This is a genomic window from Rhizobium azibense (assembly GCF_004342325.1).
Classification (GTDB): domain Bacteria; phylum Pseudomonadota; class Alphaproteobacteria; order Rhizobiales; family Rhizobiaceae; genus Rhizobium; species Rhizobium etli_B.
In genome coordinates this window covers 710,544-731,784 of the sequence record NZ_SMBJ01000002.1, presented here as the reverse complement: position 1 = coordinate 731,784, position 21,241 = coordinate 710,544, and the positions used below count along the sequence as shown (strand labels likewise).

Annotated in this window: 18 protein-coding genes; 5 read left to right on the top strand and 13 right to left on the bottom strand. The window is 60.4% G+C overall.

The annotated features are described in order from the left end of the window. Nucleotides 1-3: 3 nt before the first annotated feature. Together EV130_RS07520 and EV130_RS07515 are read right to left on the bottom strand one after the other, a co-directional pair. Nucleotides 4-1,728: a type I secretion system permease/ATPase gene (locus tag EV130_RS07520; RefSeq protein ID WP_132659826.1), complete on the bottom strand. Its 1,725-nt coding sequence runs from the start codon at nucleotides 1,726-1,728 to the stop codon at nucleotides 4-6. Between the two features lie 82 nt (nucleotides 1,729-1,810). After that, entirely contained in the window at nucleotides 1,811-5,344 is a 3,534-nt protein-coding gene (locus EV130_RS07515; RefSeq protein WP_132659824.1) for a DUF5801 repeats-in-toxin domain-containing protein, read from the bottom strand. Between the two features lie 907 nt (nucleotides 5,345-6,251). On the opposite strand from EV130_RS07515, the gene EV130_RS07510 reads away from it, so the two are divergent. Next, nucleotides 6,252-6,842, top strand: a complete 591-nt coding sequence (locus tag EV130_RS07510) for a TetR/AcrR family transcriptional regulator (RefSeq protein ID WP_132659822.1) — start codon at nucleotides 6,252-6,254, stop codon at nucleotides 6,840-6,842. 111 nt (nucleotides 6,843-6,953) lie between these two features. Here the strand turns inward: EV130_RS07510 and EV130_RS07505 are convergent, their stop codons facing one another. From EV130_RS07505 to EV130_RS07490, 4 genes are all read right to left on the bottom strand, one after another. Continuing rightward, nucleotides 6,954-8,048 (bottom strand): alkene reductase, encoded by a 1,095-nt coding sequence (locus EV130_RS07505; RefSeq protein WP_132659820.1) that lies wholly within the window; start codon nucleotides 8,046-8,048, stop codon nucleotides 6,954-6,956. Between the two features lie 93 nt (nucleotides 8,049-8,141). Next, a complete protein-coding gene (locus tag EV130_RS07500; RefSeq protein ID WP_132659818.1) occupies nucleotides 8,142-8,924 on the bottom strand; it encodes an SDR family NAD(P)-dependent oxidoreductase in 783 nt (260 codons plus the stop codon). Nucleotides 8,925-9,144: 220 nt separating this feature from the next. Beyond that, the gene (locus EV130_RS07495; RefSeq protein WP_132659816.1) at nucleotides 9,145-9,339 is read right to left on the bottom strand and encodes a zinc-binding dehydrogenase; all 195 of its coding nucleotides are present in this window, start codon (nucleotides 9,337-9,339) and stop codon (nucleotides 9,145-9,147) included. Continuing rightward, nucleotides 9,340-10,191 carry a sugar phosphate isomerase/epimerase family protein gene (locus tag EV130_RS07490; RefSeq protein ID WP_132659814.1) on the bottom strand — a complete coding sequence of 284 codons (852 nt, stop codon included), beginning with the start codon at nucleotides 10,189-10,191 and terminating at the stop codon, nucleotides 9,340-9,342. A gap of 342 nt (nucleotides 10,192-10,533) precedes the next feature. Between EV130_RS07490 and EV130_RS07485 the strand changes: the two genes are divergently transcribed. The 4 genes from EV130_RS07485 to EV130_RS07470 are packed head-to-tail and all read left to right on the top strand — an operon-like array spanning nucleotide 10,534 to nucleotide 14,342. Beyond that, on the top strand, nucleotides 10,534-11,421 hold the full coding sequence (locus EV130_RS07485) for a sugar phosphate isomerase/epimerase family protein (RefSeq protein ID WP_132659812.1): 888 nt from the start codon (nucleotides 10,534-10,536) through the stop codon (nucleotides 11,419-11,421). 60 nt (nucleotides 11,422-11,481) lie between these two features. Continuing rightward, nucleotides 11,482-12,648: a mandelate racemase/muconate lactonizing enzyme family protein gene (locus tag EV130_RS07480; protein ID WP_132659810.1), complete on the top strand. Its 1,167-nt coding sequence runs from the start codon at nucleotides 11,482-11,484 to the stop codon at nucleotides 12,646-12,648. A gap of 4 nt (nucleotides 12,649-12,652) precedes the next feature. After that, a complete protein-coding gene (locus EV130_RS07475; RefSeq protein WP_074065240.1) occupies nucleotides 12,653-13,345 on the top strand; it encodes a FadR/GntR family transcriptional regulator in 693 nt (230 codons plus the stop codon). Between the two features lie 22 nt (nucleotides 13,346-13,367). Continuing rightward, entirely contained in the window at nucleotides 13,368-14,342 is a 975-nt protein-coding gene (locus EV130_RS07470) for an NAD(P)-dependent oxidoreductase (protein WP_132659808.1), read from the top strand. 88 nt (nucleotides 14,343-14,430) lie between these two features. On the opposite strand, the gene EV130_RS07465 is transcribed toward EV130_RS07470, so the two are convergent. From EV130_RS07465 to EV130_RS07435, 7 genes are all read right to left on the bottom strand, one after another. After that, nucleotides 14,431-15,510, bottom strand: coding sequence for an ABC transporter ATP-binding protein (locus tag EV130_RS07465; RefSeq protein ID WP_132659806.1), 1,080 nt, complete (start codon nucleotides 15,508-15,510; stop codon nucleotides 14,431-14,433). Beyond that, nucleotides 15,510-16,619 (bottom strand): ABC transporter ATP-binding protein, encoded by a 1,110-nt coding sequence (locus tag EV130_RS07460; protein ID WP_074065237.1) that lies wholly within the window; start codon nucleotides 16,617-16,619, stop codon nucleotides 15,510-15,512. Before EV130_RS07460 ends, EV130_RS07465 begins: the two co-directional genes overlap by 1 nt. Further along, on the bottom strand, nucleotides 16,616-16,819 hold the full coding sequence (locus EV130_RS07455) for a hypothetical protein (protein ID WP_074065236.1): 204 nt from the start codon (nucleotides 16,817-16,819) through the stop codon (nucleotides 16,616-16,618). The genes EV130_RS07460 and EV130_RS07455 overlap by 4 nt, the downstream gene beginning before the upstream one ends. Further along, nucleotides 16,816-17,775, bottom strand: a complete 960-nt coding sequence (locus EV130_RS07450; protein ID WP_074065235.1) for a carbohydrate ABC transporter permease — start codon at nucleotides 17,773-17,775, stop codon at nucleotides 16,816-16,818. Before EV130_RS07450 ends, EV130_RS07455 begins: the two co-directional genes overlap by 4 nt. Before the next feature lies 1 nt (nucleotide 17,776). Further along, nucleotides 17,777-18,682 (bottom strand): carbohydrate ABC transporter permease, encoded by a 906-nt coding sequence (locus EV130_RS07445; protein ID WP_074065234.1) that lies wholly within the window; start codon nucleotides 18,680-18,682, stop codon nucleotides 17,777-17,779. A gap of 150 nt (nucleotides 18,683-18,832) precedes the next feature. Next, on the bottom strand, nucleotides 18,833-20,140 hold the full coding sequence (locus EV130_RS07440) for an ABC transporter substrate-binding protein (RefSeq protein ID WP_074065233.1): 1,308 nt from the start codon (nucleotides 20,138-20,140) through the stop codon (nucleotides 18,833-18,835). Nucleotides 20,141-20,509: 369 nt separating this feature from the next. Continuing rightward, complete coding sequence (locus tag EV130_RS07435; RefSeq protein ID WP_074065232.1) at nucleotides 20,510-21,151, bottom strand: TetR/AcrR family transcriptional regulator; 642 nt, start codon at nucleotides 21,149-21,151, stop codon at nucleotides 20,510-20,512. Between the last annotated feature and the right edge of the window lie 90 nt (nucleotides 21,152-21,241).

Below are 21,241 nucleotides of genomic sequence, written 5' to 3'. Positions count from 1 at the left end.
TGCTTAGTTCGCCACTATCGTTGGCATCTGAGTTACCTTGCGGATGCGCGAGGCGAGTTCGTTGAAGACATAGTCGCGTGGACCGAAGAGGTCTTGCTGGCCCCGGTTGAGGACGAGTATCTTGTCAACTGTCTCCATGATGTTCGGTCGGTGCGCGACCAGGATAACGGTCGTGCCAGCCGCCTTGACTGCGTTAAGAGCTGCGATCAATGCGTCCTCACCTTCGCGGTCGAGGTTAGAATTGGGCTCGTCGAGGATAATGAGTGCCGGGTCGCCGTAGAGTGCTCGCGCGAGCCCAATGCGCTGGCGCTGTCCTCCTGACAGCACCGCGCCGGATTCGCCGATCTCGGTGAGGTAGCCCTTCGGCAGTCCTTTGATGAGGTCATGAACTCCCGCCAGCTGCGCAGCCTTGACAACCTTGTCGAAGATCACTGGGCTGAGCTTGGCGAAGCGGCAGATGTTTTCGGCAACGGTGCCGGCGAAGAGCTCGATATCCTGCGGCAAGTAACCGACATAATGACCCCGGTCCTCCGCCGCCCATTGGGCAACGTCCATGCCGTCCAGCAAGGCACGTCCTGCGGATGGACGCCAGGCACCGGCCAATATTCTCACCAGACTCGTCTTGCCAGCCGCGCTGTGGCCGATCAACGCCATTGCTTCACCCGGCTCGAGTCGAAAGCTGATCCCTTTCAGGATGTGCTCGCCTCCCTGCCGGGCAAGCACAATGTTGTCGGCCTCGAACTTGCCTTTCGGTCGCGGTAGTGGCAGAACCGGCGTGGCCTCCGGGTGATTGCCGGCAACTGCGGTGAGACGCCGGTAGGCTGCACGCGCTCCCACCGTGGCCTTCCATGTGCCGATCGCCTGCTCGACCGGGGACAAAGCGCGACCCATCAGGATTGAGGCGGAGATCATGACTCCTGGTGAAGCCTCGTTGCGAAGTACGAGATAAGCCCCAAGGCCCAGAATGCCCATTTGCAGGGCCAGCCGGTGACAACGTGCGATCGCCGCGATGACGCCGCCACGGTTGGCAGCAAGCACTTGGCCTCTGTTGGCCTCGTCCTGATGCGCCTTCCAACCCTCCAGCAGTGGCTTCAACATCCCCATCGCCTGGATGACCTCGGCGTTGCGGATCGCCGCCTCGGCCTGGCCGTATGCCCGCGATTGTGCGCTTGCAGTCTCGGTCAAAGGCTTGCGTGTGAGCCATTCGTTCAGCAACGCCAACGCAAACAGGACGATCCCGCCGCCCAGCGCCAACCAACCCAGCCAAGGGTGCATGAAAAAAATAGCCGCGAAAAACAGCGGCGCCCAAGGCGCGTCAAGGATCGGGAAGATGCTGGGACTGGTGAAGAAATTCCGTACTTGATCAAGGTCGCGCAGCGGACGGGCGTTGACCTGGCCAGGCGCTGAAGCGGCATATTCTACCGATGCGGTCAGGAGAACGGGTGCCAGCCGCGCGTTCATCCAGGATCCGACGGTTGCCAGAAGACGCCCGCGCACCACCTCCAGACCCGCCATTGTCGCAAGCGCCCCTGCCGCCATCACAGAAAGCATCACCAATGTTTCCACGCTGTGGCTGGACAACACGCGGTGATAGACCTGGAGCATATAAAGCGCACCGGTCAGCATCAGCACGTTGATGCCGCCGCTGAACCAGATAAGTGGCCGGATGGCGCGTCTGGCCTCCTTCATCACGACCTGAAGAGCAGGGGCCCGTTCGTTGGCTTTCATCATTTAATCTCTGGTCCCAAGATGGTACCTCGTGCAATGGCAGAACGGGGGGCTGCGCCAGCTGCCCCCCGTTGGTCAAGTGTCAGGCGACGTCAACGAGTATGTGCTGCATCGCTGTCTGATCCGCGTCCGCGTCCTCCACCTGGAAGGCGAAGTCGAGCTCGGCTTCCGGCGTCTCGGTCACGGTCGAGGTGAAGCCGATGTCCGTGATCTTCAGCACGTCGTTGTCGGCGGCGTCGAAGTTCACCAGACCGGTGGTCGCATTGCTGCCGCCGCCAGCGCCGGTCGTCCTGTTCAGGTCGATCGCAGTGTTGTTGCCGGTGATCCCGTTGCCCGACTGCATGATCTGCGCACCCTGCAACACGTAGTCTTCGCCGGCTGCGTTGTAGTCGTTCTGCTCGATGATCACGAGGCCGTCGTTGTTGTCGAGCGTAAACTCGCCGCTATAGGCGGCCGGGACCTGACCCGTCTTGAAGATGTCGGCGTTTGACACGTAGACCGCCCGCGTGATCGTGGCGTTGTCGTCTCCGGTGCCGAGGGTGTTGTCGGCACCGTCCTTGTCGATCAGGTTAAGGATCAGCATCAGGTCCTCGCTGTTGCCGATGCCGTCGAACTTGATGGCCATGGTGCCGGCGGTCGCCGTCGGGGTGAGAGCCTCGTTCTGAATTCCGACGTTGCTGTTGAAGAACCGCAACGTGAGCAGTTCATCTTTCTGGATCGTGTCACCGGCGACACCGTTGGTGTTCTGCGTCGCAGACACCCATGTTTCATTGTTGTTACTCACCATCTCGTGAAGACCCACGGTGAACGTGGCGTCAGTGGATGTCCCCTCGCCATTGTTCGTCAGGCGGAACGGGTTGGCTCTGTTGATCGCGTTGCCCGTGAACTGCACGTAGAAGTCTTCGTCATCGGGCGTGTCCGGATCATCCGCCTGCAGCCGTTCCACCACGATCTGCGGGTGACCCGTGTTGCTCATGGGCTCCTTGGACAAGAGCTCACTGGTGTGGAGCACGTCGACGCTGAAGCCTTCGAGCGGGTCGGTCAGGTTGATGGTATAAGTGTCGGCAACCTTGTCGAAGACGAGCGTGCCGACCGCCGTGCCCGTCTGGACGCCATCCGCGGGGTCCTTGTCGTAGGTGAAGGTGAAGTTGAACGTCGCGGAGGTGAGACTCTCCGACGCGAGCGTCACGTCCGAGGTGAGGAGATTACCGCCACCGCCGCCGGTAATGGTGCCGCTCAGTCCAATCTGTACGCCGGCAAGTGCAACATTCTGGTCGACAAAGTCAGAACCGCCGCCCGCGTAGAACGCGGCCGTGCGTGCATCCGCGCCGATGTTGTACCCGAAGGCTCCGGTGGCCGACGCGTTGAGCACGTTAGCCAGAGTCTCGTGCTGGATACCTGCGGTACCGGGGTCACCGTCAAACGGCACCACGATCGTCGGCGCGTCATCCTCGAAGTTGAGGCTCTGGCCGATGTCGTGCGTGGCCGAGGCTTCATCCCCGTCACCGTCGGTGATGGTCGCCGTCAGAGTAACGAGGTTGGCAGCAGCCAGCGTAGTCGACTGGTCCGGGCCGCTGTCGGGCGTATGCACGACCGCACGCGCTTGATCGAGTGTCACATTACCGTCAGCATCTACGCTGACCGTGAACACCAGATCATTGCCGATTGCAGTGCGGCCCTCGACTATGCCGGCGTTGACCGACAGGTTGACCGCCTGACCGCTCAACGTATCAACCAGACCCGACGCACCCGCGATCACGCCCAGCTCATAGGTGATATCATCACCGTCTGCACCGGCATTCGAGGTGAAGGACGCCGAGAAACTCGCGCTGGCGTCGGTCGTGAAGTCGGTCTCGTCCACCGTGAGTTCCGGCAGGACACCGTCTGCCGTGATCGTCGGCGCGTCGTCCTCGAAGTTGAGACTCTGGCCGATGTCGTGCGTGGCCGAAGCTTCATCCCCGTCACCGTCGATGATGGTCGCCGTCAGAGTAACGAGGTTGGCAGCAGCCAGCGTAGTCGACTGGTCCGGGCCGCTGTCGGGCGTATGCACGACCGCACGCGCTTGATCGAGTGTCACATTACCGTCAGCATCCACGCTGACCGTGAACACCAGATCATTGCCGATTGCAGTGCGGCCCTCGACTATGCCGGCGTTGACCGACAGGTTGACCGCCTGGCCGCTCAACGTATCAACCAGACCCGACGCACCCGCGATCACGCCCAGCTCATAGGTGATATCATCACCGTCTGCACCGGCATTCGAGGTGAAGGACGCCGAGAAATCCGCGCTGGCGTCGGTCGTGAAGTCGGTCTCGTCCACCGAGAGTTCCGGCAGGACACCGTCTGCCGCGATCGTCGGGCCGTCATCGTCGAAGTTGATGAATGAGCCGACTTCCTCGCTGTAGGCGTTGGTGTTCGTCGCCGAGAAATGGAACTCGGTGATGTCGAGGCCCTCATTCGTGTCGACCCCCGCAACCTGCAGCCGATCCATTGGGCTGCTGGTGGTGATATCGACGGTTGTGACGTTATCGAGCCCGGTGATGGTGACGACGTTGCCGCTCCCGCTCAGTCCGGTGACGGTGACACTTCCGCCTGTCGTGATATAGGTGCCATCGGTGGTGATGGTGGCAGCAAACCCTGATTGACCAGTCAACTTGAGGGTAACGATGTCAACGGGGCTTGTGGTGGTGCCGTCAAAGAACTCCGAGCCTTGATCGTTGCCCGTATTGTTAAAGGCGCTGATACTGATGTCCACTCGCGCTTCCGGATTGGAAGGCGTGATCTGGTTGATCGTGAACCCGGCCTGCGTGATGGTCTCGAGATGGCTGCCGTACTGGATTTGCGAGGCAGAACCTGCGGCGAGGTTGCCGCCGGTCACAAAATCGACCTGCAGCGTTTCGGTCGGATTGATGCTCTGGTTGTCGACCCCGAAGCCCTGTGTACTGACGTTGGCGGTGCCACCGTTCAAACCTATCACCAGAAGCTGCTTGGAAGCGTCATTGGACGAATTGATCAGGTAGAAATCGTTATTGCCGGGCGCGGCGTTCTGGCCTGAGAAATTGTTCACGCTGGTGCCCGTGACCGAGGCGAAGACCTTGCTGGTCAGATCGATGCGGTCGTCCGCGCTGGTGGCGTCGGGATGGAGCAACGGCACGTATTGGACCGTGTAGAGGTCCGCATTGGTGTTGCTGGTGTTGATCAGCGCAAACGAGAAGGCGAGCGGCCCGGCCTCATCGGGCTCGAAGTTCGGATCAGCAGTACCGATGACGCCGATCACGATGTTTGGATGAGTTGGGTCCTGGAACAGCCAGACCCAGTTGCCATCGACCGTCTGAATGCCGCTGTTCACGCCGACGGTAGGGGAAAACGGGGTACCATTGAGGTTCTGGGAGAGAACGACCGAGGTGATGGTTTCCCCTGCACTCGCCGAGGCCACCACGAAGTTGGTCTGGAAGGCGACTTCCGGTGAGGTTAGCCCGCCGGAATCGTCAAGACCCAACAGATATTGCAGCGTGGTGTTGCTAGCGTGCGGCGAACCGGACGGATCAATATCGTCGTCGGTAAGACCGGTAGTCTCGTCGATGATGATGTCTTGGGTCGTGATGTCGAGTGCCATGGAGATTCTCCCTCGGTTTAAATCGCGACAAGGGGAGGGATCCAGGCGCCAGATGCCAAGCAGCGCCCGCCCGGGTCTACCCTTGCGCATTGAACTTGCGGCTCTCGATAGACGACGATCGTCTTTGCCGATTGGGACCGCTGGTTCATTCTCAGTTAGAAGGTAATTGGTGAATGGCCGTACCTAGGGGTTGCCACAATAACAACGTCGAAGGTCAATTCCTCAGGTGCAAGAGGAAGTTGGAAAATGCAAAAGCAATCCATGAAGATATGGCCAGACCTCTCGCCCATGCGCGATTTTATTTCGCCTACACTTTCTTTATATTACGAACACATCTGCAATGCACGTAGCCACTTAGAGCTACAAAGTGGAGTGATAGTAATCACATCGCGAGAGTTTGGCTTCATTTTAGAAGGAAAACGCATCCGTTCTGATTTTCGGTAGTTAAAATAAGAAGAGGTCTTACGGTTACTATAGAATGAGGTGTTGCCTGGCAGATTATTTTTGAGAATGCCGACGTTCGGTCGATGTCTGGCCACTTAGATCTGAGTGTCTCGGAGGCAGGTTCTCTGCGCGAAGATGCGATGGCGGCGCCATCAGAAACCCGGTGGCGGATCCTCAATTGAAGTGGAAACGGCTCAGCGCCAATGGCAACTCTAGTGCCAAACGTGTTGATTCATTGAGCTAGGTTTATCACGTTCCACGACAAGGGACACTTGGTTCCTGGAAAGCGCGGCGGCGTTCATTTTAGCGCTGGCGGCGCGATCTCAACGCACTTCGATCTTGATTGTATCGGTTCGCAAAACATCTCTGCAATGTGCTTGCCCCGGTTGGTTTGACTCACTAAAAGGACTATATTTGATGATGGTCAACATCATTTGATTGCACCGCTGCCAGGAGCGCTCGCATGCGAATAACGGAAGAGAAGAAGCAGCAAAACCGAGAGGCCATTATCGCCGCTGCTTCTGAATTGTTTCGACAAGGCGGATTCGACGGAATAGGTGTGGCGCAGCTGATGGAAAGAGCAGGGCTCACCCATGGCGGCTTTTACAATCATTTCCCCTCGAAAGAGAATCTGATCGTCGAGGCCACAGCCCATGGGTTCGACACCATCGTAAGCCGGTATGTTGGCTTTAACGCGTCCACGATCCTTAATGTATATCTATCAAGGGAACACAGGGACAATCGCGGCGCCGGCTGTCTGATCGCCGCGCTGAGCGGAGACGCTGCACGCCAAACAGACGAAACAAGGGCGCCATTTGCTGAAGGTATCGAGAAGTTCATCAGGCTTCTCGAAAAGGATATTGCCTTCAAGCAGAATGATGGCCCTGGCGCCCGGGCCAAGGCTATCAGCGCACTTGCCCAAGCCCTCGGAGCGCTGGTGATGTCCCGAGCATGCCCTGATGGGGCACCATTGGCCGACGAAATACTTGAAGTTGCCCGAGACGCTTGCCGCTTGGCGATTGATCAAGTTGGTCCGGAGCAGTCAACGCAATAAGTGGACCGCCTGGTTTAGCCGCTGCAATACTTGTCCGAACGACATTTGGGGACGCGGGCGACCACCTTGCATCGTGAAGGGCCACGCGCATGGGCGTGGCCGCCATGACAGTCAGGCCCGAAGTTTGTCTGCAACGGTTGGGTAGTCGGTGTAGCCGGCGGCTCCCCCGCCATACAGTGTGGCGGGATTGAAATTTGCCAAAGGTAGACCCTTCCTGAGACGGTCGACGAGATCAGGATTGGCGATGAAGGGCCTCCCGAAAGCGATCAGATCCGCTTTGCCTTCAGCAAGGTGGCTTGTTGCGAGTTCCAGATCATAACCATTGTTGGCAATGTAGCTGTTGGTGAACCGCCGCCGAAGCTCCATGAAGTCGAATGGCGCCACGTCGCGCGCTCCGCCGGTCGCCCCTTCAACGACGTGCAGATAGGCGAGATTGAGTTCATTCAGCTTATCGACGATGTAGTAGAATTGTCCCTGCGGATCACTGCTGGAAACGCCGTTCGCCGGCGAGACTGGCGAAATCCGGATCCCGGTGCGCTGTGCGCCGACTTCGTTGACGACGGCTGCCGTGACCTCCAGCATCAGTCTCGCACGGTTTTCGATGGTTCCTCCGTATTCATCGGTGCGCAGATTTGCGCCGTCCTTCGCAAACTGGTCCAGAAGATAACCGTTTGCTCCATGGACTTCGACACCGTCGAAGCCGGCGGAAATCGCGTTCACTGCAGCACGACGAAAGTCCTCGACGATATTCCTTATCTCATCCAGCCGAAGCGCGCGCGGCTCCGACACGTCGACAAAGCTGTTGTTCACGAAGGTTTTCGTCTCGGCACGGATTGCCGAAGGGGCCACCGGCGCTTGGCCGCCGGGCTGCAGGTCGGTATGCGATATGCGTCCCACGTGCCACAGCTGCAGGAAGATATGTCCTCCCCTGGCGTGGACGGCTTCGGTCACCTTCCGCCAGCCTTCGATTTGCGCCTCGGTGTAGATGCCTGGCGTGTCCTGGTAACCCTGGCCCTGCTTGGAAATCTGGGTCGCTTCGGAAATGATCAGCCCTGCCGAGGCACGCTGCGCGTAATACTCCGCAGCAAGTTCGCCAGGGGCAAGACCCGGGCCGGCCCTGTTGCGCGTGAGTGGGGCCATTACGATCCGGTTGCTCAGCTTCAGCGCGCCAAGATCATAGGGTTCGAGCAAGGTTGGAACAGTCATGATGGACCTTCTGGATTGAGTCATTAGAGAGGTCGGCAGCGATCGCCAAACCACCATCGTCCGATACGGGCGATCGTTGCGGGTCGAAGCCTCTTACTGGCGATAGCGCTTGGCGGCATGTTCTTGCCGGCTGTTGGGAAGAATGGCCAGGCGAGCTGCCTGATAACCGTCCCACTGCGTAACATCGGGAAGCGGCGGAATGGTAACGGGTTCGCGCCGATCAAAGCCGACCAAGGCGGCGTCGACGAGTTCTTCGACTTCCATCACGCCAGTGAGCGAATTGACGTCGATGCCGGAATGCTCCCAGATTTCAGTGCGGGTGGCTGCGGGAAGAACCGCCTGGACGTAAACGCCCTTTGGAGCGAGCTCCAAGCTCAGCCCCTGCGAAAGAAACGTCACAAACGCCTTGGTTGCGCCATACACAGTCATGCCAAACTCCGGCGCGATCCCAACGACCGAAGAGATGTTGACGATCGAACCTTCACCGGCCTTTGCAAGCCGCGGCGCGATGGCACTCGCCAGTCTTGCGACAGCTGTTGCATTCAAGGCGACAAGCTGAGCGACGTCGTGAGTTTTCTGATCAACGAAGCTTCCCGGAAGATTGCCGCCGGCATTGTTGATCAGGACGCCGATCGAGTGATCATCGCGCAGTAGCGCTTCGACCGAAGCAAGATCGTCGAGATCGGTCAGGTCCGCTTGCAAAACCTCGACCGCGACGCCGGTGTCATTGCGAAGTGTTGCCGCAACGGCGTCCAGGCGCAGCTTGTTGCGAGCGACCAAGACGAGGTCATGACCGCGATGCGCGAAACGATGAGCATAAGTCGCGCCGATGCCCGTCGATGCGCCAGTAATTAGAACCTTAGGAAGTTTACTCATGGAATATCTTTCTCGTGTCGGCAAATGATCAATGATGATGGTCGTCATCATTGATACAGTGGGTCCGCGTCAGATGTCAACCAAGCGCATTCCGATTTGGCGTTATGCACGCACCTGCCGCACTTTTGGGTGTGTCTGCCGATTAGGCAGTGAGGCATTACCGCTTCAATAGTCTCGAAAGGAAGAGGCGTTCTGTCACACGCGTCTGCGAGCGACAGGGTCAGGTTGCGCGTAGTTTGCGCATCGACTTCGCAAAGCTATTTTGCCTTGATCCCGACCTTGCCCCTTGGCGCGATCGCTTTAGGTGCGGCGTCTGTTCGAAGGGATAGACGGTGTCGATGACCGGGCGGACCGCGCCTGCATCGACCAGATCGGCGAGCTTGGCAAGCTGCTCACCGCTGGGCCGCACTTTCATTCATGCTGCCGCGTGCCATCCATCGCGAATATGGCGGTAACCTTCGCGATAGACCGCTTCCGGCGTCTCGCAAAAGTCGCGCCAGACCTTTGTCGCGGCGGCAAGGTCCTTGAGTGCGCGGCCGAAGGACTCGATCGTCAGCCAGCCGTCGTAGCCGCTTGCGCGCAGCGCCCTGAACGTCTCGGCCCAGGGAATGTTGCCGCGCCCTGGTACGCCGCGGTCGTTCTCCGAAATGTGGACATGGACGATGCGGTCACTGTTTCGCGTGAAGGCGCCGATCGGATCGGCCTCCTCGATATTGCTGTGGAACGTATCGTACATGGCGCGGATGTTCGGATGCCCGACCGCATCGACATGGGCCGCGATGGCGTCCATCGTATTGAACAGGTAACATTCGAAGCGGTTCAGCGCCTCGAGCCCGATCGTGACGCCGCGCTTTGCTGCATGGTCGCCAATCGCGCGTTGCGAATAGATCGAGCGCTTGAGTTCTGCCGCGCTCGGCCCGCTTCCGGAAAATTGGCCGAGTGTCGAATGCAGCGGACCGCCCAGAATCGTTGCGCCGAGCGCATCGCTGCAGTCGATTGCCCATTTCATGTAGTCGATGCCGCGTTTGCGGGTCTTGGCATCGGGCGCGATCAGGTTCATCGAGGGATCGCCCATGGCGGAAACGGCAGTCCGTTCCAGGCCTATCCGGTCGAGCAAGCCCCCCAGCCGACGGTAGTCATCGGGCGTTCCCGAAAAGATCGGAATCTCGACGCCATCAAATCCGGTGTCCTTGATGTCGCGTAACAGTGCCTCGTGCTTGCGCCCGACACTCGTCGTCCACAGGAACATGCACATGCCGATCTTCATGTCTCCTCCCTCCGGGCTCTTTGGCCCCTGCGCCTGGTTCGACACCTGTTTGGCTCCGAAATCTGGTCATACCAAAACCGGAAATTCGGTCAAGCCAATTCTCAGCGACAATAGCTTGCAGAATTGGCGTGTATTCCGAATTTACAACGTTAAACATCGGCATAAGAAGATATGTTTCCGTTTCTCGTTCCGCCTTGCAGAGGCTGAGAATTTGCGCTAGAGCTTTCAACAGCGATAAATTGGCCAAACCAGATGCGCGCAATCTCGGGCTTGGCTGACAAGAGGGACCGCTTGCCGCCCTCAGCGGTCGAGCGAGCCGCAAACAGTCTGGGAGGAGACCTCATGCATCTTTCAACACACAACTGGATGCGGGCCGAGCCGCTTGCCGTCACGCTGAAGCGGATCAAGAAATACCGCTACCAGAGCATCGAGATATCGGGCGAGCCGACGCAGTACGATGTGAAGGACACGCGCGCGCTGCTCAAGGAACACGGCATCCGCTGCTGGGGCGCCGTCACTCTGACGCTGGGCGAGCGCAATCTTGCCGCCAAGGACGAAGGCCAGCGTGCCAGGACGGTGGATTACGTCAATAGCGTCATCACCATGGTTAGCGAACTCGAGGGCGAGATCGTCACGCTCGTGCCGGCGACCGTCGGCAAGGTCGTGCCGGATGCGACCGAAGAGGAGGAGTGGAAGTGGGTGGTCGACGCCACCCGCGAGTGCTTCACCCACGCGCAGAAGAAGGGCGTAAGGCTGGCGATCGAGCCGCTCAACCGCTTCGAGACCTATCTCATCAACCGCGCCGCCCAGGCGCTGGCGCTGGCCGATGCGGTGAGCCCGCAATGCGGTGTGTGCCTCGATACCTTCCATCTCAATATCGAGGAGGAGGACATGTACGCGGCGATCCGGCTGGCCGGCAAGCGCCTCTTCGATTTCCACGTGGCCGACAACAATCGCTTCGCCGCCGGCCTCGGCCAGCTCGACTGGCCCAAGATTATCGGCACGCTGAAGGAAAGCGGTTATGAGGGTGCGGTGACGAACGAGTTCGTCGCCCCCGTCGATCGCACGCCGGCTGCCAAGTACCCGGACATGGTGGAGCGCAACCCCGTCGATATCCCGCCGGAGCAATTGAAGTTCATCCAGGACCACGGCTCGAGCCTTCTCACCGAGACGTTCTACGACAATCAGATGCGGATCACGGCCGAGACGATCCTGCCGCTGATCAAGTGATGAACGGGAAGGCATATGCCCTGCCGGCCGGCGAGGTCGTGAGGGCGGGGGATCCGACACATGCATATCAAAACCGTAGAGGCCTGGTGGGTGAAGATCCCGATCGAGGCGAGCCGCCAACACCGTAGCGACTTCGGCCGACTGACGACCTTCGATGCCGCGATCGTGCGTATAGAGACGAATGACGGCATCGTCGGCTGGGGAGAGGGCAAGAATGCTGCCGGCAGCGCAGGCACTTACGGCACGCTGGTGCATATGCTGAACCACGAGGTGGGGCCGAAGCTCATCGGCCGCGACCCTGCCGACATCTCCGCCATATGGGAAATGCTCTACAACGGAGCCCGCCACGAGATGGCGGCGATTTCGGGTCACGCTATGCCGGAGATCGCGCGGCGTGGTCTTTCCATCGCGGCGATCAGCGCCGTCGACATGGCCCTTTGGGACATTCTCGGCAAGTCGCTCGGCGTCCCCGTCTGGAAGCTGCTGGGCGGCCGCAAGGCCGACAGGTTGCCAGCCTATGCTTCGGGCGGTTGGGAGAGCGCGGACAGGATCGGCGAGCAGCTCAAGTCCTATATCGCCACCGACGGCTTCAAGTCGGTCAAAATGCGGGTCGGCGCGATGGACGGTGCGCCGTATGTCTCGGCGTCGCGGGTGCGGGCGGCTCGCAAGGCGATCGGCCCTGACATCGACCTGATGGTCGATGCGCACGGCACCTATACGGTTGCCGAGGCGAAGCGCTTCATCCAGATGGTGGCGGATTGCGACATCGCCTGGTTCGAGGAGCCGGTGATAGCCGACGACAAGCCGGGCATGGCGGAGGTACGCGCGTCCGGAAATGTGCCGATCGCCGCCGGCGAGAGTGAGGCGACCCGCTTTGCCTTCCGCGATCTTGCCGTGCTGCGAGCTGCCGATATATTCCAGCCCGATCCGGCCTTTTGCGGCGGTATCACCGAGGCGATGCGCATCAGTTCGCTCGCCAGCGCCTTCAACCTTCGTTTCGCACCGCATCTGTGGGCCGGAGCGCCCTGTTTTTTCTCGGGCCTGCACCTGTGCGCGGCTTCCCCGGCAAGCTTCGTCATCGAATACTCGCTTGGCGCCAATCCGATGATCCATGATCTCGTCGAAGACACGGTGTCGGTGAAGGACGGCATGATAGAGATTCCCGATAAACCCGGCCTGGGCTTCACGATCAACCGGCGGGTCCTCGAGGCTCACGCGCAAAGATAGTATGATGAAAGAAAACTCCTTACTCTCCGATCTCGCAGGCTATCTATTCTCGAATTCGAGCGACAATGGCCGCACGCCTTCAGAGCGGGAGCTTGCGGAGCATTTCGGGGTCAGCCGCGGCCAGATTCGCGAGGCGCTGGCGATCCTGGAGGCCATGCGCATCGTCGAACGCCGCGCCAAGTCCGGTATCTACCTGACGACCACGGAGGCCAGCGTCGAGGCGATGGCACTGTTTGTGCGCGCCGGCGTGCCGCTTGATCCTATCCTGATCTACGAGACCGTGGAGCTTCGCAAGATCCATGAGATCAAGGCCGCCGAACTGGCCTGCCTGCGGGCGACGGAAGAGAATTACCAGCGCCTGCGCGACATCCTCGCCGCGTCCGAGGCGAAGCTTGCCGCTGGCGAGGGACTGGCACGCGAGGATCGGGATTTCCATCTGGAGATCGTCCGCGCTACCAAGAACAGCGTCTTTTATCGCGTGTGCAGCGTCTACTACGTGATGGGCGAACAGCGCCTGCCGATCTATTTCGGCGACATCGCCCGCAGCCGGCGCTCACATGAGGAACATATCCGCATCTACGAGGCGCTCGTTGCCCGCGACGGCAATCTCGCCCAGGCATTGATGAACGCGCATCTCCAGGGTGCGGAAAGCTACTGGAAGGGTCTCATCGGCGGGCCAGCGACGGCCGTCGGGTAGGCGTAACCGGCTGGGAGGTCCGATGAGCTTCATCTTTTCCACGCATCCCCTTCATCCAGCGGCTGAGGCCATGCTCAAGGCTGCGGGCGATCTGCGCGTCGCGTCCGCCGCCGATCCTCAAACCTTGCTTCGCGAAGGGCGGGGCGCTGGCATCATCATCGTGCGCGCGCCGATCCCGCCGGACTTCTTTGAGAATGCGCCGGCCCTTCGCGCTGCGATCCGCCACGGCGCCGGGCTCGATATGGTGCCAATGGATGCGGCGACCCGTGCGGGGGTGCTCGTCGCCAACGTGCCGGCCGTCAACGCGCCGACGGTCGCCGAGCACGTCTTCCTTGTGACGATGGCCCTGCTTCGGCGCTTCCGCCCAATGGACCGGGAATTGCGTCAGAAGGGCTGGGCGGCAGGGCGCAGCCAGTCGGACGGGGCTGTCGACCTTTGCGGCCGCACCATAGGCATCGTCGGCATGGGCAATGTCGGCAAGGCGATCTTCCGGATCGCGAAGTTCGGTTTCGGCGCGGAGGTGGTCGCCACGAGCCGCTCGCCTGAAAGCGTGCCGCATGGTGCGCGCTCCATGCCGCTCGACGACCTCGTCGCCATGGCCGATATCATCGTGCTCTGCTGCCCCCTGACGCCGGAGACGGCAGGCCTGCTCAATGCCAGGCGCATCGGCCGCATGAAGCCCGATGCCATTCTGGTCAACGTCTCGCGCGGCCCGGTGATCGATGACGCGGCGCTGATCCAGGCGCTGCACGATGGCCGCATCGGCGGAGCCGCGCTTGACGTCTTCGCCACGCAGCCGCTGCCGCTCGACCATCCCTATTTCGGCTTCGACAATGTCATCGTCACCCCGCATCTCGCCGGCCTAACGCAAGAGAGCATGATGCGTATGGGAACGGGCGCGGCCGGCGAAGCCATGCGCGTCTTGAAGGGCGAACTGCCAGTCAATCTGCGCAATCCCGAGGTGGTCGAACACTATCGCCGGCGTTTTCCGGCATAGCTGCGAGCCCCTTTGCGACAATCCGAAACGCCGGCGTTCCCCCGCAGTTTTTCGAGGGGCGCCGTCGGCGTCTTGCGGTGCGATCAGGTCATGTCGCGTAGCGCAGGCTCATACCGCTGTTGGCGTCGAAAAGGACGACCTTTTCCGGATTCCAGCAGAAGCGCACGGACTCGTCGATCGCCAGCTCCGTGCGGGCCGGCACGGTTGCCTGCAACAGCTCCCCGTTTCCGGTTCGCAGCGTCACGATCTTTTCGACGCCATGGTTCTCCACGTCGTGCACCCAAGCTTGTCCCGGCGCACCGCTGTCGAGAAAGAGGTCCTCGGGGCGGATGCCGAAGGTGAGCGGGCGACCGTCCGTCGCAATCGCGTACCCGTTGCCGAGCGGCAGCCGGTAGCCCTCGCTGGCCACGGCCTCGCCGCCTGAAAGCGTGCCGCCGATCAGGTTCATCGGCGGCGAGCCGACTGCGCGGGCGACAAAGGTGTTGACCGGGTTGTTGTAGATTTCATGCGGGGTGCCCGTCTGCACGAGATGGCCGTTGTTCAGCACGCCGATCTTGTCGCCCATCGACATGGCCTCGATCTGGTCGTGTGTGACGAACAGGAAGGTTGCGCCGAGGTTCATCTGCAGGTTTTTCAGCTCGGTGCGCAGCGCCTCGCGCAGTTTGGCGTCGAGCGCCGACAGCGGTTCGTCCATCAGGAAGACCCGCGGCTTTCGCACAATGGCTCGGCCGATCGAGACGCGCTGCATCTCGCCGCCCGACAGCCGGTCGGTCTTGCGGTCGAGCAGGTGCTCGATGCGCAGGGTTTTCGCGACCCGCTCGACGCGTTCCTTGATCTCTGCAGGTTCGACACGGCGGATGCGGGATTTCAGCGGAAATTCCAGGTTCTCCCGCACCGTATAGCGCGGATAAAGCGAATATTGCTGGAGCACCAGCGCCACGTCGCGCTCGGCGGCCCCCCAGTCGGCGACGTCCTGCCCGTCGATGAGGATCTGCCCTGCCGTCGGCTTTTCGAGAGCGGCGATCAGGCGCAGCGTCGTCGTCTTGCCGGCACCGGTCTGGCCAAGCAGCACGAAGAACTCGCCGTCAGCAATTTCGATGTTCAGGTTATTCAGCGCCGCGTGCTTGCCGAAGGTCTTGGTGATGCCCTTGAGTTCGATATGCGCCATCAGAGTCTGATCCCGAGCGACGAGCCGGTCGCCGTGTTGAAGAAATGGGCCTGCGCGGGGTCGATGCGTGCCCAGACGGTTTCGCCAGGACCAGACACGAATCCGCTCTTGGTGCGAGCCCTTATCATCTGGTCGCCGACCTTCAGGTCGACGATGTCGTGCGAGCCGAGCGGTTCGATGATGTGTGCCTCCACTGGCAAGAAGCCCTCGCGCGCCTCGCGCGAGATGAGTACGCCCTCTGGCCGGACGCCGAGCGTCAGCTTGCCGTTCTCGGCCTTCGCGTCCGAGAGGCGGTTGGCAAGGGCGGCGGGGAACTCGAAGCCCTTTGCTCCACCGCTGATCTGCACACTGGCATGGCCGTCCGTTTCGCTGACCGTCGCCTGCGCCATGTTCATGACAGGGCTGCCGACGAATTGCGCGACAAACATGTTCGCCGGATAGGCATAGACCTCGAACGGGCTGCCGACCTGCTGAAGAATGCCCTCGTGCATGATGACGATGCGGTCGGCGAGCGACATGGCCTCGACCTGATCGTGGGTCACGTAGATGGTGGTCGAGCCCTGCTTGAGATGCAGGCGCTTGATTTCGGCGCGCATCTCCTCGCGCAGTTTTGCGTCGAGGGCGCCAATCGGTTCGTCCATCAGCATGGCCTTTGGCCGGCGCACAAGCGCCCGGCCGATCGCCACGCGTTGCATGTCGCCGCCCGAAAGCGCTGAGGGCTTGCGGCCGAGAAACTCGCTGATGCGCAGCACACGCGCGATCTCGCCCACTGCCGTATCAATGTCGCCCTTGCTCATGCGCGTCGCGCGCAGGGGAAAGGCGATGTTTTCGTAGACCGTCATGTGCGGATAGAGTGAGAAGGACTGGAATACCATGGCGATGTCCCGGTCCGACGCCTTCATGTGCTGCACCGGCTGGCCGTTAATCAGGATGTCGCCTTCGTCGATGGTCTCCAGGCCGGCTACGGCGCGCAACGTCGTCGTCTTGCCGCAGCCGGATTGTCCGAGCAGCACGATGAATTCGTTGTCGGCGATGGCGAGATTGAGGTTCTTGATGACCTGGACGGCACCAAAATATTTCTGGATGCCGCGAAGCTCGATCTGCGTCATGAATGGCTGCCTTCGTCTCGTTGTTCCTCCCGCGGGATTTTGGTCGTCACCATGAAGGCGATCAGCCCGATGAGCGTCATCGTCATGCCGTAGCGGTGGAGAAGCAGGTTCCAAGGCTGGCAGAGGGCGATGATGCCGAAGATCATCAGGTACTGCGAACCGGGTTCGAGATATTTCTGGTTCAGGGCGCGGAAAGTCATTTGCGGATCGCTCCGAAGCTCATGCCGCGCAGGAGATGGTTCCTGAGCAGGAAGGTGAAGATGGCGACCGGCAGCAGGAACAGGACCGTGCCGGCCGCAATTACCGTCCAGTCCGGCAGGCCCGAGCCAACCTGGCTCGGAATGAAGGGAGGTGCGGTCTGCGCGCGCCGGTTCGTCATGATCAGCGCGAATGCGTATTCGTTCCAGGCGGTGATGAAGCAGAAGACAGCGGTGGCGGCGATGCCTGTCGCCGCTTCCGGGATCACGATCTTGAAGAAGGCTTCCATGCGGGTGTAGCCGTCCACGAGAGCCGCCTCCTCATATTCCTTCGGGATCTCGTCGATGAAGCCCTTCATGAGCCAGACGGAGAAGGAGAGGTTGAAGGCAGTGTAGAGTATGATGAGGCCCCAGTGCGTGTCGTTGAGACCGACGGCGCGGTACATAAGGAACATCGGGATGGCGACGACGACGGGCGGCAGCATGCGGGTCGACAGGATAAAGAAGAGAAGGTCGGCCTCTCCCTTCACCTTGAAGCGCGAGAAGCCGTAGGCCGTGAAGGTTCCCATGCTGACGGCCAGCACCGTGGAGGTGATGGCAATGATCAGCGAGTTCATGAAGCGGTTTGGATAGCCCGACGGTTGGATTTCGCCGCGGCCGGAGCGGACGATTTTCTCGCCCCCGTCGAATACCATGCGCTCCCACCAGGGGGCGTCGGCATATTCTTCAGGAGTCGGCGCGACGCGCAGTTGCGAGCGCTTGGTGAAGAGCTTCACGAAGGGCGAGATTTCCGGCTCGAAAAGCACGGTCGGCGGAATGGTGGTGGCGAGGTTGCGCGGTTTGAAGGCCGTGGAGGTGATCCAGTAGATCGGCGCCAGGAAGATCAGAGTGATGACCAGCACGGCGGCGATCGCCACCCGGTTCAGCGCGCGTTCGGAGCGGGTTTGGACGGCAGCCATCTCAGCGCTCCTTCACCTTGTTGAGATATTTGACATAGATGTTGGTGATGGCGAGCACCATGATCAGCACGATGTAGGCGAGAGCGCAGGAGCGCCCCGTCTGCCATTCCTGGAATGCCATCTTGTAGAGCCGGATCGAAATCACTTCGGTCGTCGGTTGGCTGGTCAGGATGTAGGCGAGGTCGAAGGTCTTGAAGGCTTCCATGGTCCGGAAGATGATGGCGATCATCAGGATCGGCGCCACCAGCGGCAGCGTGATGCGGAAGAAGGTGTAGAACGGACCCGCCCGGTCGATAGCTGCCGCCTCGTAGAGATGCTTCGGCACGGCAGACAGGCCGGCGAGCGACAGCAGCATCACGAAGGGCGACCACATCCAGATGTCGGTGATCGCCACGGCGTAGAGCGCCATGTCGGGGTTCGACAACCATTCAAAGGAGCCGAGGCCGAGGGTGTAGTTGATGATGCCGAAGGAAGGATCGTAGAGCAGCTTCCAGAAGAGGCCGACCACCGCCATCGACAGCATCATCGGCAGCAGGAGCAGCGTGGTGAGCAATCCCTTCAGCGGAATGTCGCGGTTGAGCAGCATTGCGGTGCCGAAGCCGACGATCACCTGCCCCGTCACAGAGACGATCACATATTTTGCAGTGATGGCGAAATTCGACCAGATGAAAATGTCGTTGAGCAGCTCGCGGTAGTTCCGCAGGCCGACGAATTTGGCCGGCGCGTTTGACGAGGCGCGGAAGTCGGTAAAGGAATAGCCGAGCGAATAGATCAGCGGAAAGATGTTGAAGACGATCAGAAAGAGGATCGTCGGGATGATGAACAGGTTGCGGATACTGATATCGCTCATTCCGCGCGATGCGGCACGCGATTTCGCGTCAAGGGATGTCATGACGACGGTTGCCAATGTGCTCCTCCTCAAAGAGCCCAGCGCTGGACGCGGTGATGGCATCCGGTTGCGCATTGCCTGGGCATGGACGAAGTGCCATGCGTCGTTTGGTTCTCTGGTGTAGAAAAACGGGAGGAAGCCAGGCAACCTCCCGTCATGTATCAAGGCTTATTGACGACCATACTTCTTGAAGGTCGTGTTCCAGTCCTTGGCAAGTGCGTCGAGCGCTTCCTTCGCCGTGCCTACGCCGGCGGTGACGAAGGGATAGATGCGCTGGTTCATCTGGATCAGCAGTTCGGCATATTCAGGCGTCGCCCAGAAGTCCTTCACCTTGAACATGGTCTCGTAGAAGGCCTTGTTATAGGGTGTCGCATTCTGGAACTCCGGCGATTCCAGCACTTTTGCGCTTGCCGTGTAGCCGCCGAGTTCGGCCCAGCGCTTCTGGGTCTCGTCCTTGATGAACCATTCCAGGAACTTCATCGCCTCTTCCTGGTTCTCCGAGTATGAAACGATCGAGATACCCTGGCCACCAAGCGCTGCGAACTGGTCGCCGCCCGGGCCGGCCGGGTTGGCGAAGAAGCCGGTGACCTTGGCGTTCGGATTGGACGCCTCGTTGACCAGCGCCGGGAAGAAGGCGAAGTAGTTCATGCTCATCGCCGCCAGATTCTCGGTGATCGCCTGGTTGTTCTCGACGAAGAAGGTCTTCGCCCAGCCGGGAGGCGTGAAGCCGTAGAGCTCGCGATACATTTCGAGCGCCTTGACGTTCTTTTCCGAATTGATGATGCCGTCGACCTTGTAGTTCTGATAGTCACCAAGTTCGCCACCATAGGAAAAGATCGCGTTTTCCACGCCCATCACGAGTCCGTCATAGGAGTTGTCGGTGTAGATGGCGATGCCGTAGCGCTTTTCGTCTGGACGATGGAAGAATTCGGCGATGTCACGCATCTCGGCCCATGTCTTGGGCGGGGCGAGGTCGTAGCCGTATTTGGCCTTGAAGGCCTCCATCTCCTTGGGGTCCTCGAACCAGTCCTTGCGGTAGGCCCAGCCGACTGCGTCGCCTTCAGCCGGGATCGACCAGTACTTTCCGGAGTTCGCGGGATATTCGGCGTAGTATTTCACCGTCGCCGGCGCCATGACTTCGTTGAGCTTGTGCTTGTTGAAGAAGTCGGTGAGGTCGACATAGTGCCCGGCTTCGGACGCAGCGCCGATCCACTGGCTGTCGCCGACGACCATGTCGTAGGCCGAGCCCTTGGCGTTGAACTCTGTAAAGGCCTTGGTCTGGAAGTCGGCCCACGGCGTGGTCTCGACAGTGACCTTCACGCCGCTTTCAGCCTCGTATTCATTCACGAGTTCCTGAAGGTAGTTTGCCGGGTCCCACTCGGCCCAGAAGATCGTCAGTTCCTGGGCTTGTGCGGCCGTTCCGCAGGCCAACATCAGCCCGACACCGGCCAAGAGACCGGTCATAGTTTTGCGCATAACGTTTCCTCCCATTTATGCACGCTTCCCGCTTCGTGCGGGCCTTCCGATCCGACTTTCCGATCCTCCTGGGTGGTGTTCGCTCTGGTGGGCCTCCCCCGACCTTTTTCCCGTCTCAGATCTCCAGCCCGAATGCTGGTTGCTAAATCTGGTAATACCAAACATAATAAGCGTCAAGACCAACTTTCGGCGATGCCTACACCCACGACGCCTCTACAAAGGCTCTAGATCGAGTGCATAATTGCGCATTTGTGGATATTGTCTTGTCGGCTCGTCTCATTGGCTGTGGCCGCTCTGGCCCGCAATGCGAAAAGATACTTCCAAAACTGGTAGAACCAGTTGCCGTTTGCGATCCGAAGGTCGTCGATGTCATGCCTCGCTCCCCGCCTCCCGTACCGCAGCCTCAACGAGCGCCTTGGCCGCCCATGCGGCAACCGACTGTGCGCTTTCCGAGGTCAGTCCCCAGATATCCTTTAGCACGATCAGCACCTCGACCCCGAAGACAAGGGAGAGCGCCTGTGCAAGGCGTGCGCGGGCCTCGGGCGACACGGTGCCCTGAAGCGGCTTCGTCACGCTCTCCAGGAGATCGACGCGGTGGCCGCGCGTGAACAGTGGCTCGTTGCCGAGCGTGCCGGCCTGGCGCTGCGCCCACTGGTCCAGCGAAAGCTTCAGTGCCGCCTTGAAGGTGGCCTCGAACTCGTCAATGCGCGGCATCGCGGTCGCCAGCAGGTCGGCAACGCGGATGCGTGCATCGGGACTGTCGGACGACCAGTCGAGTATCGGCCCCAGAGCCTCGTCCACCACGGCGTGCACGAGCGCGGCCTGGCTTGGAAAATAGCGGTAGGCGGTTGCGCGCGACACTTCGGCAGCCTCGGCGACTTCGCTTACCGACGGAGTGATGCCGGATTGCATGAGCCGCGTTGCCGTTTCGAGCATCAGTTTCCGCGTGCGGGCCCGCGGGCCACGCTCGACGGTTTTGGCGGTTTCATTCTGTTGACGTGAGACATGCATGTCTTTACGATACGCGCGTCTCACCAATTTGCAAGAGCCAATCGAATGGCTGTAAGGGCGGGATATGGCGTGGTGGGGATCCACGTCGTC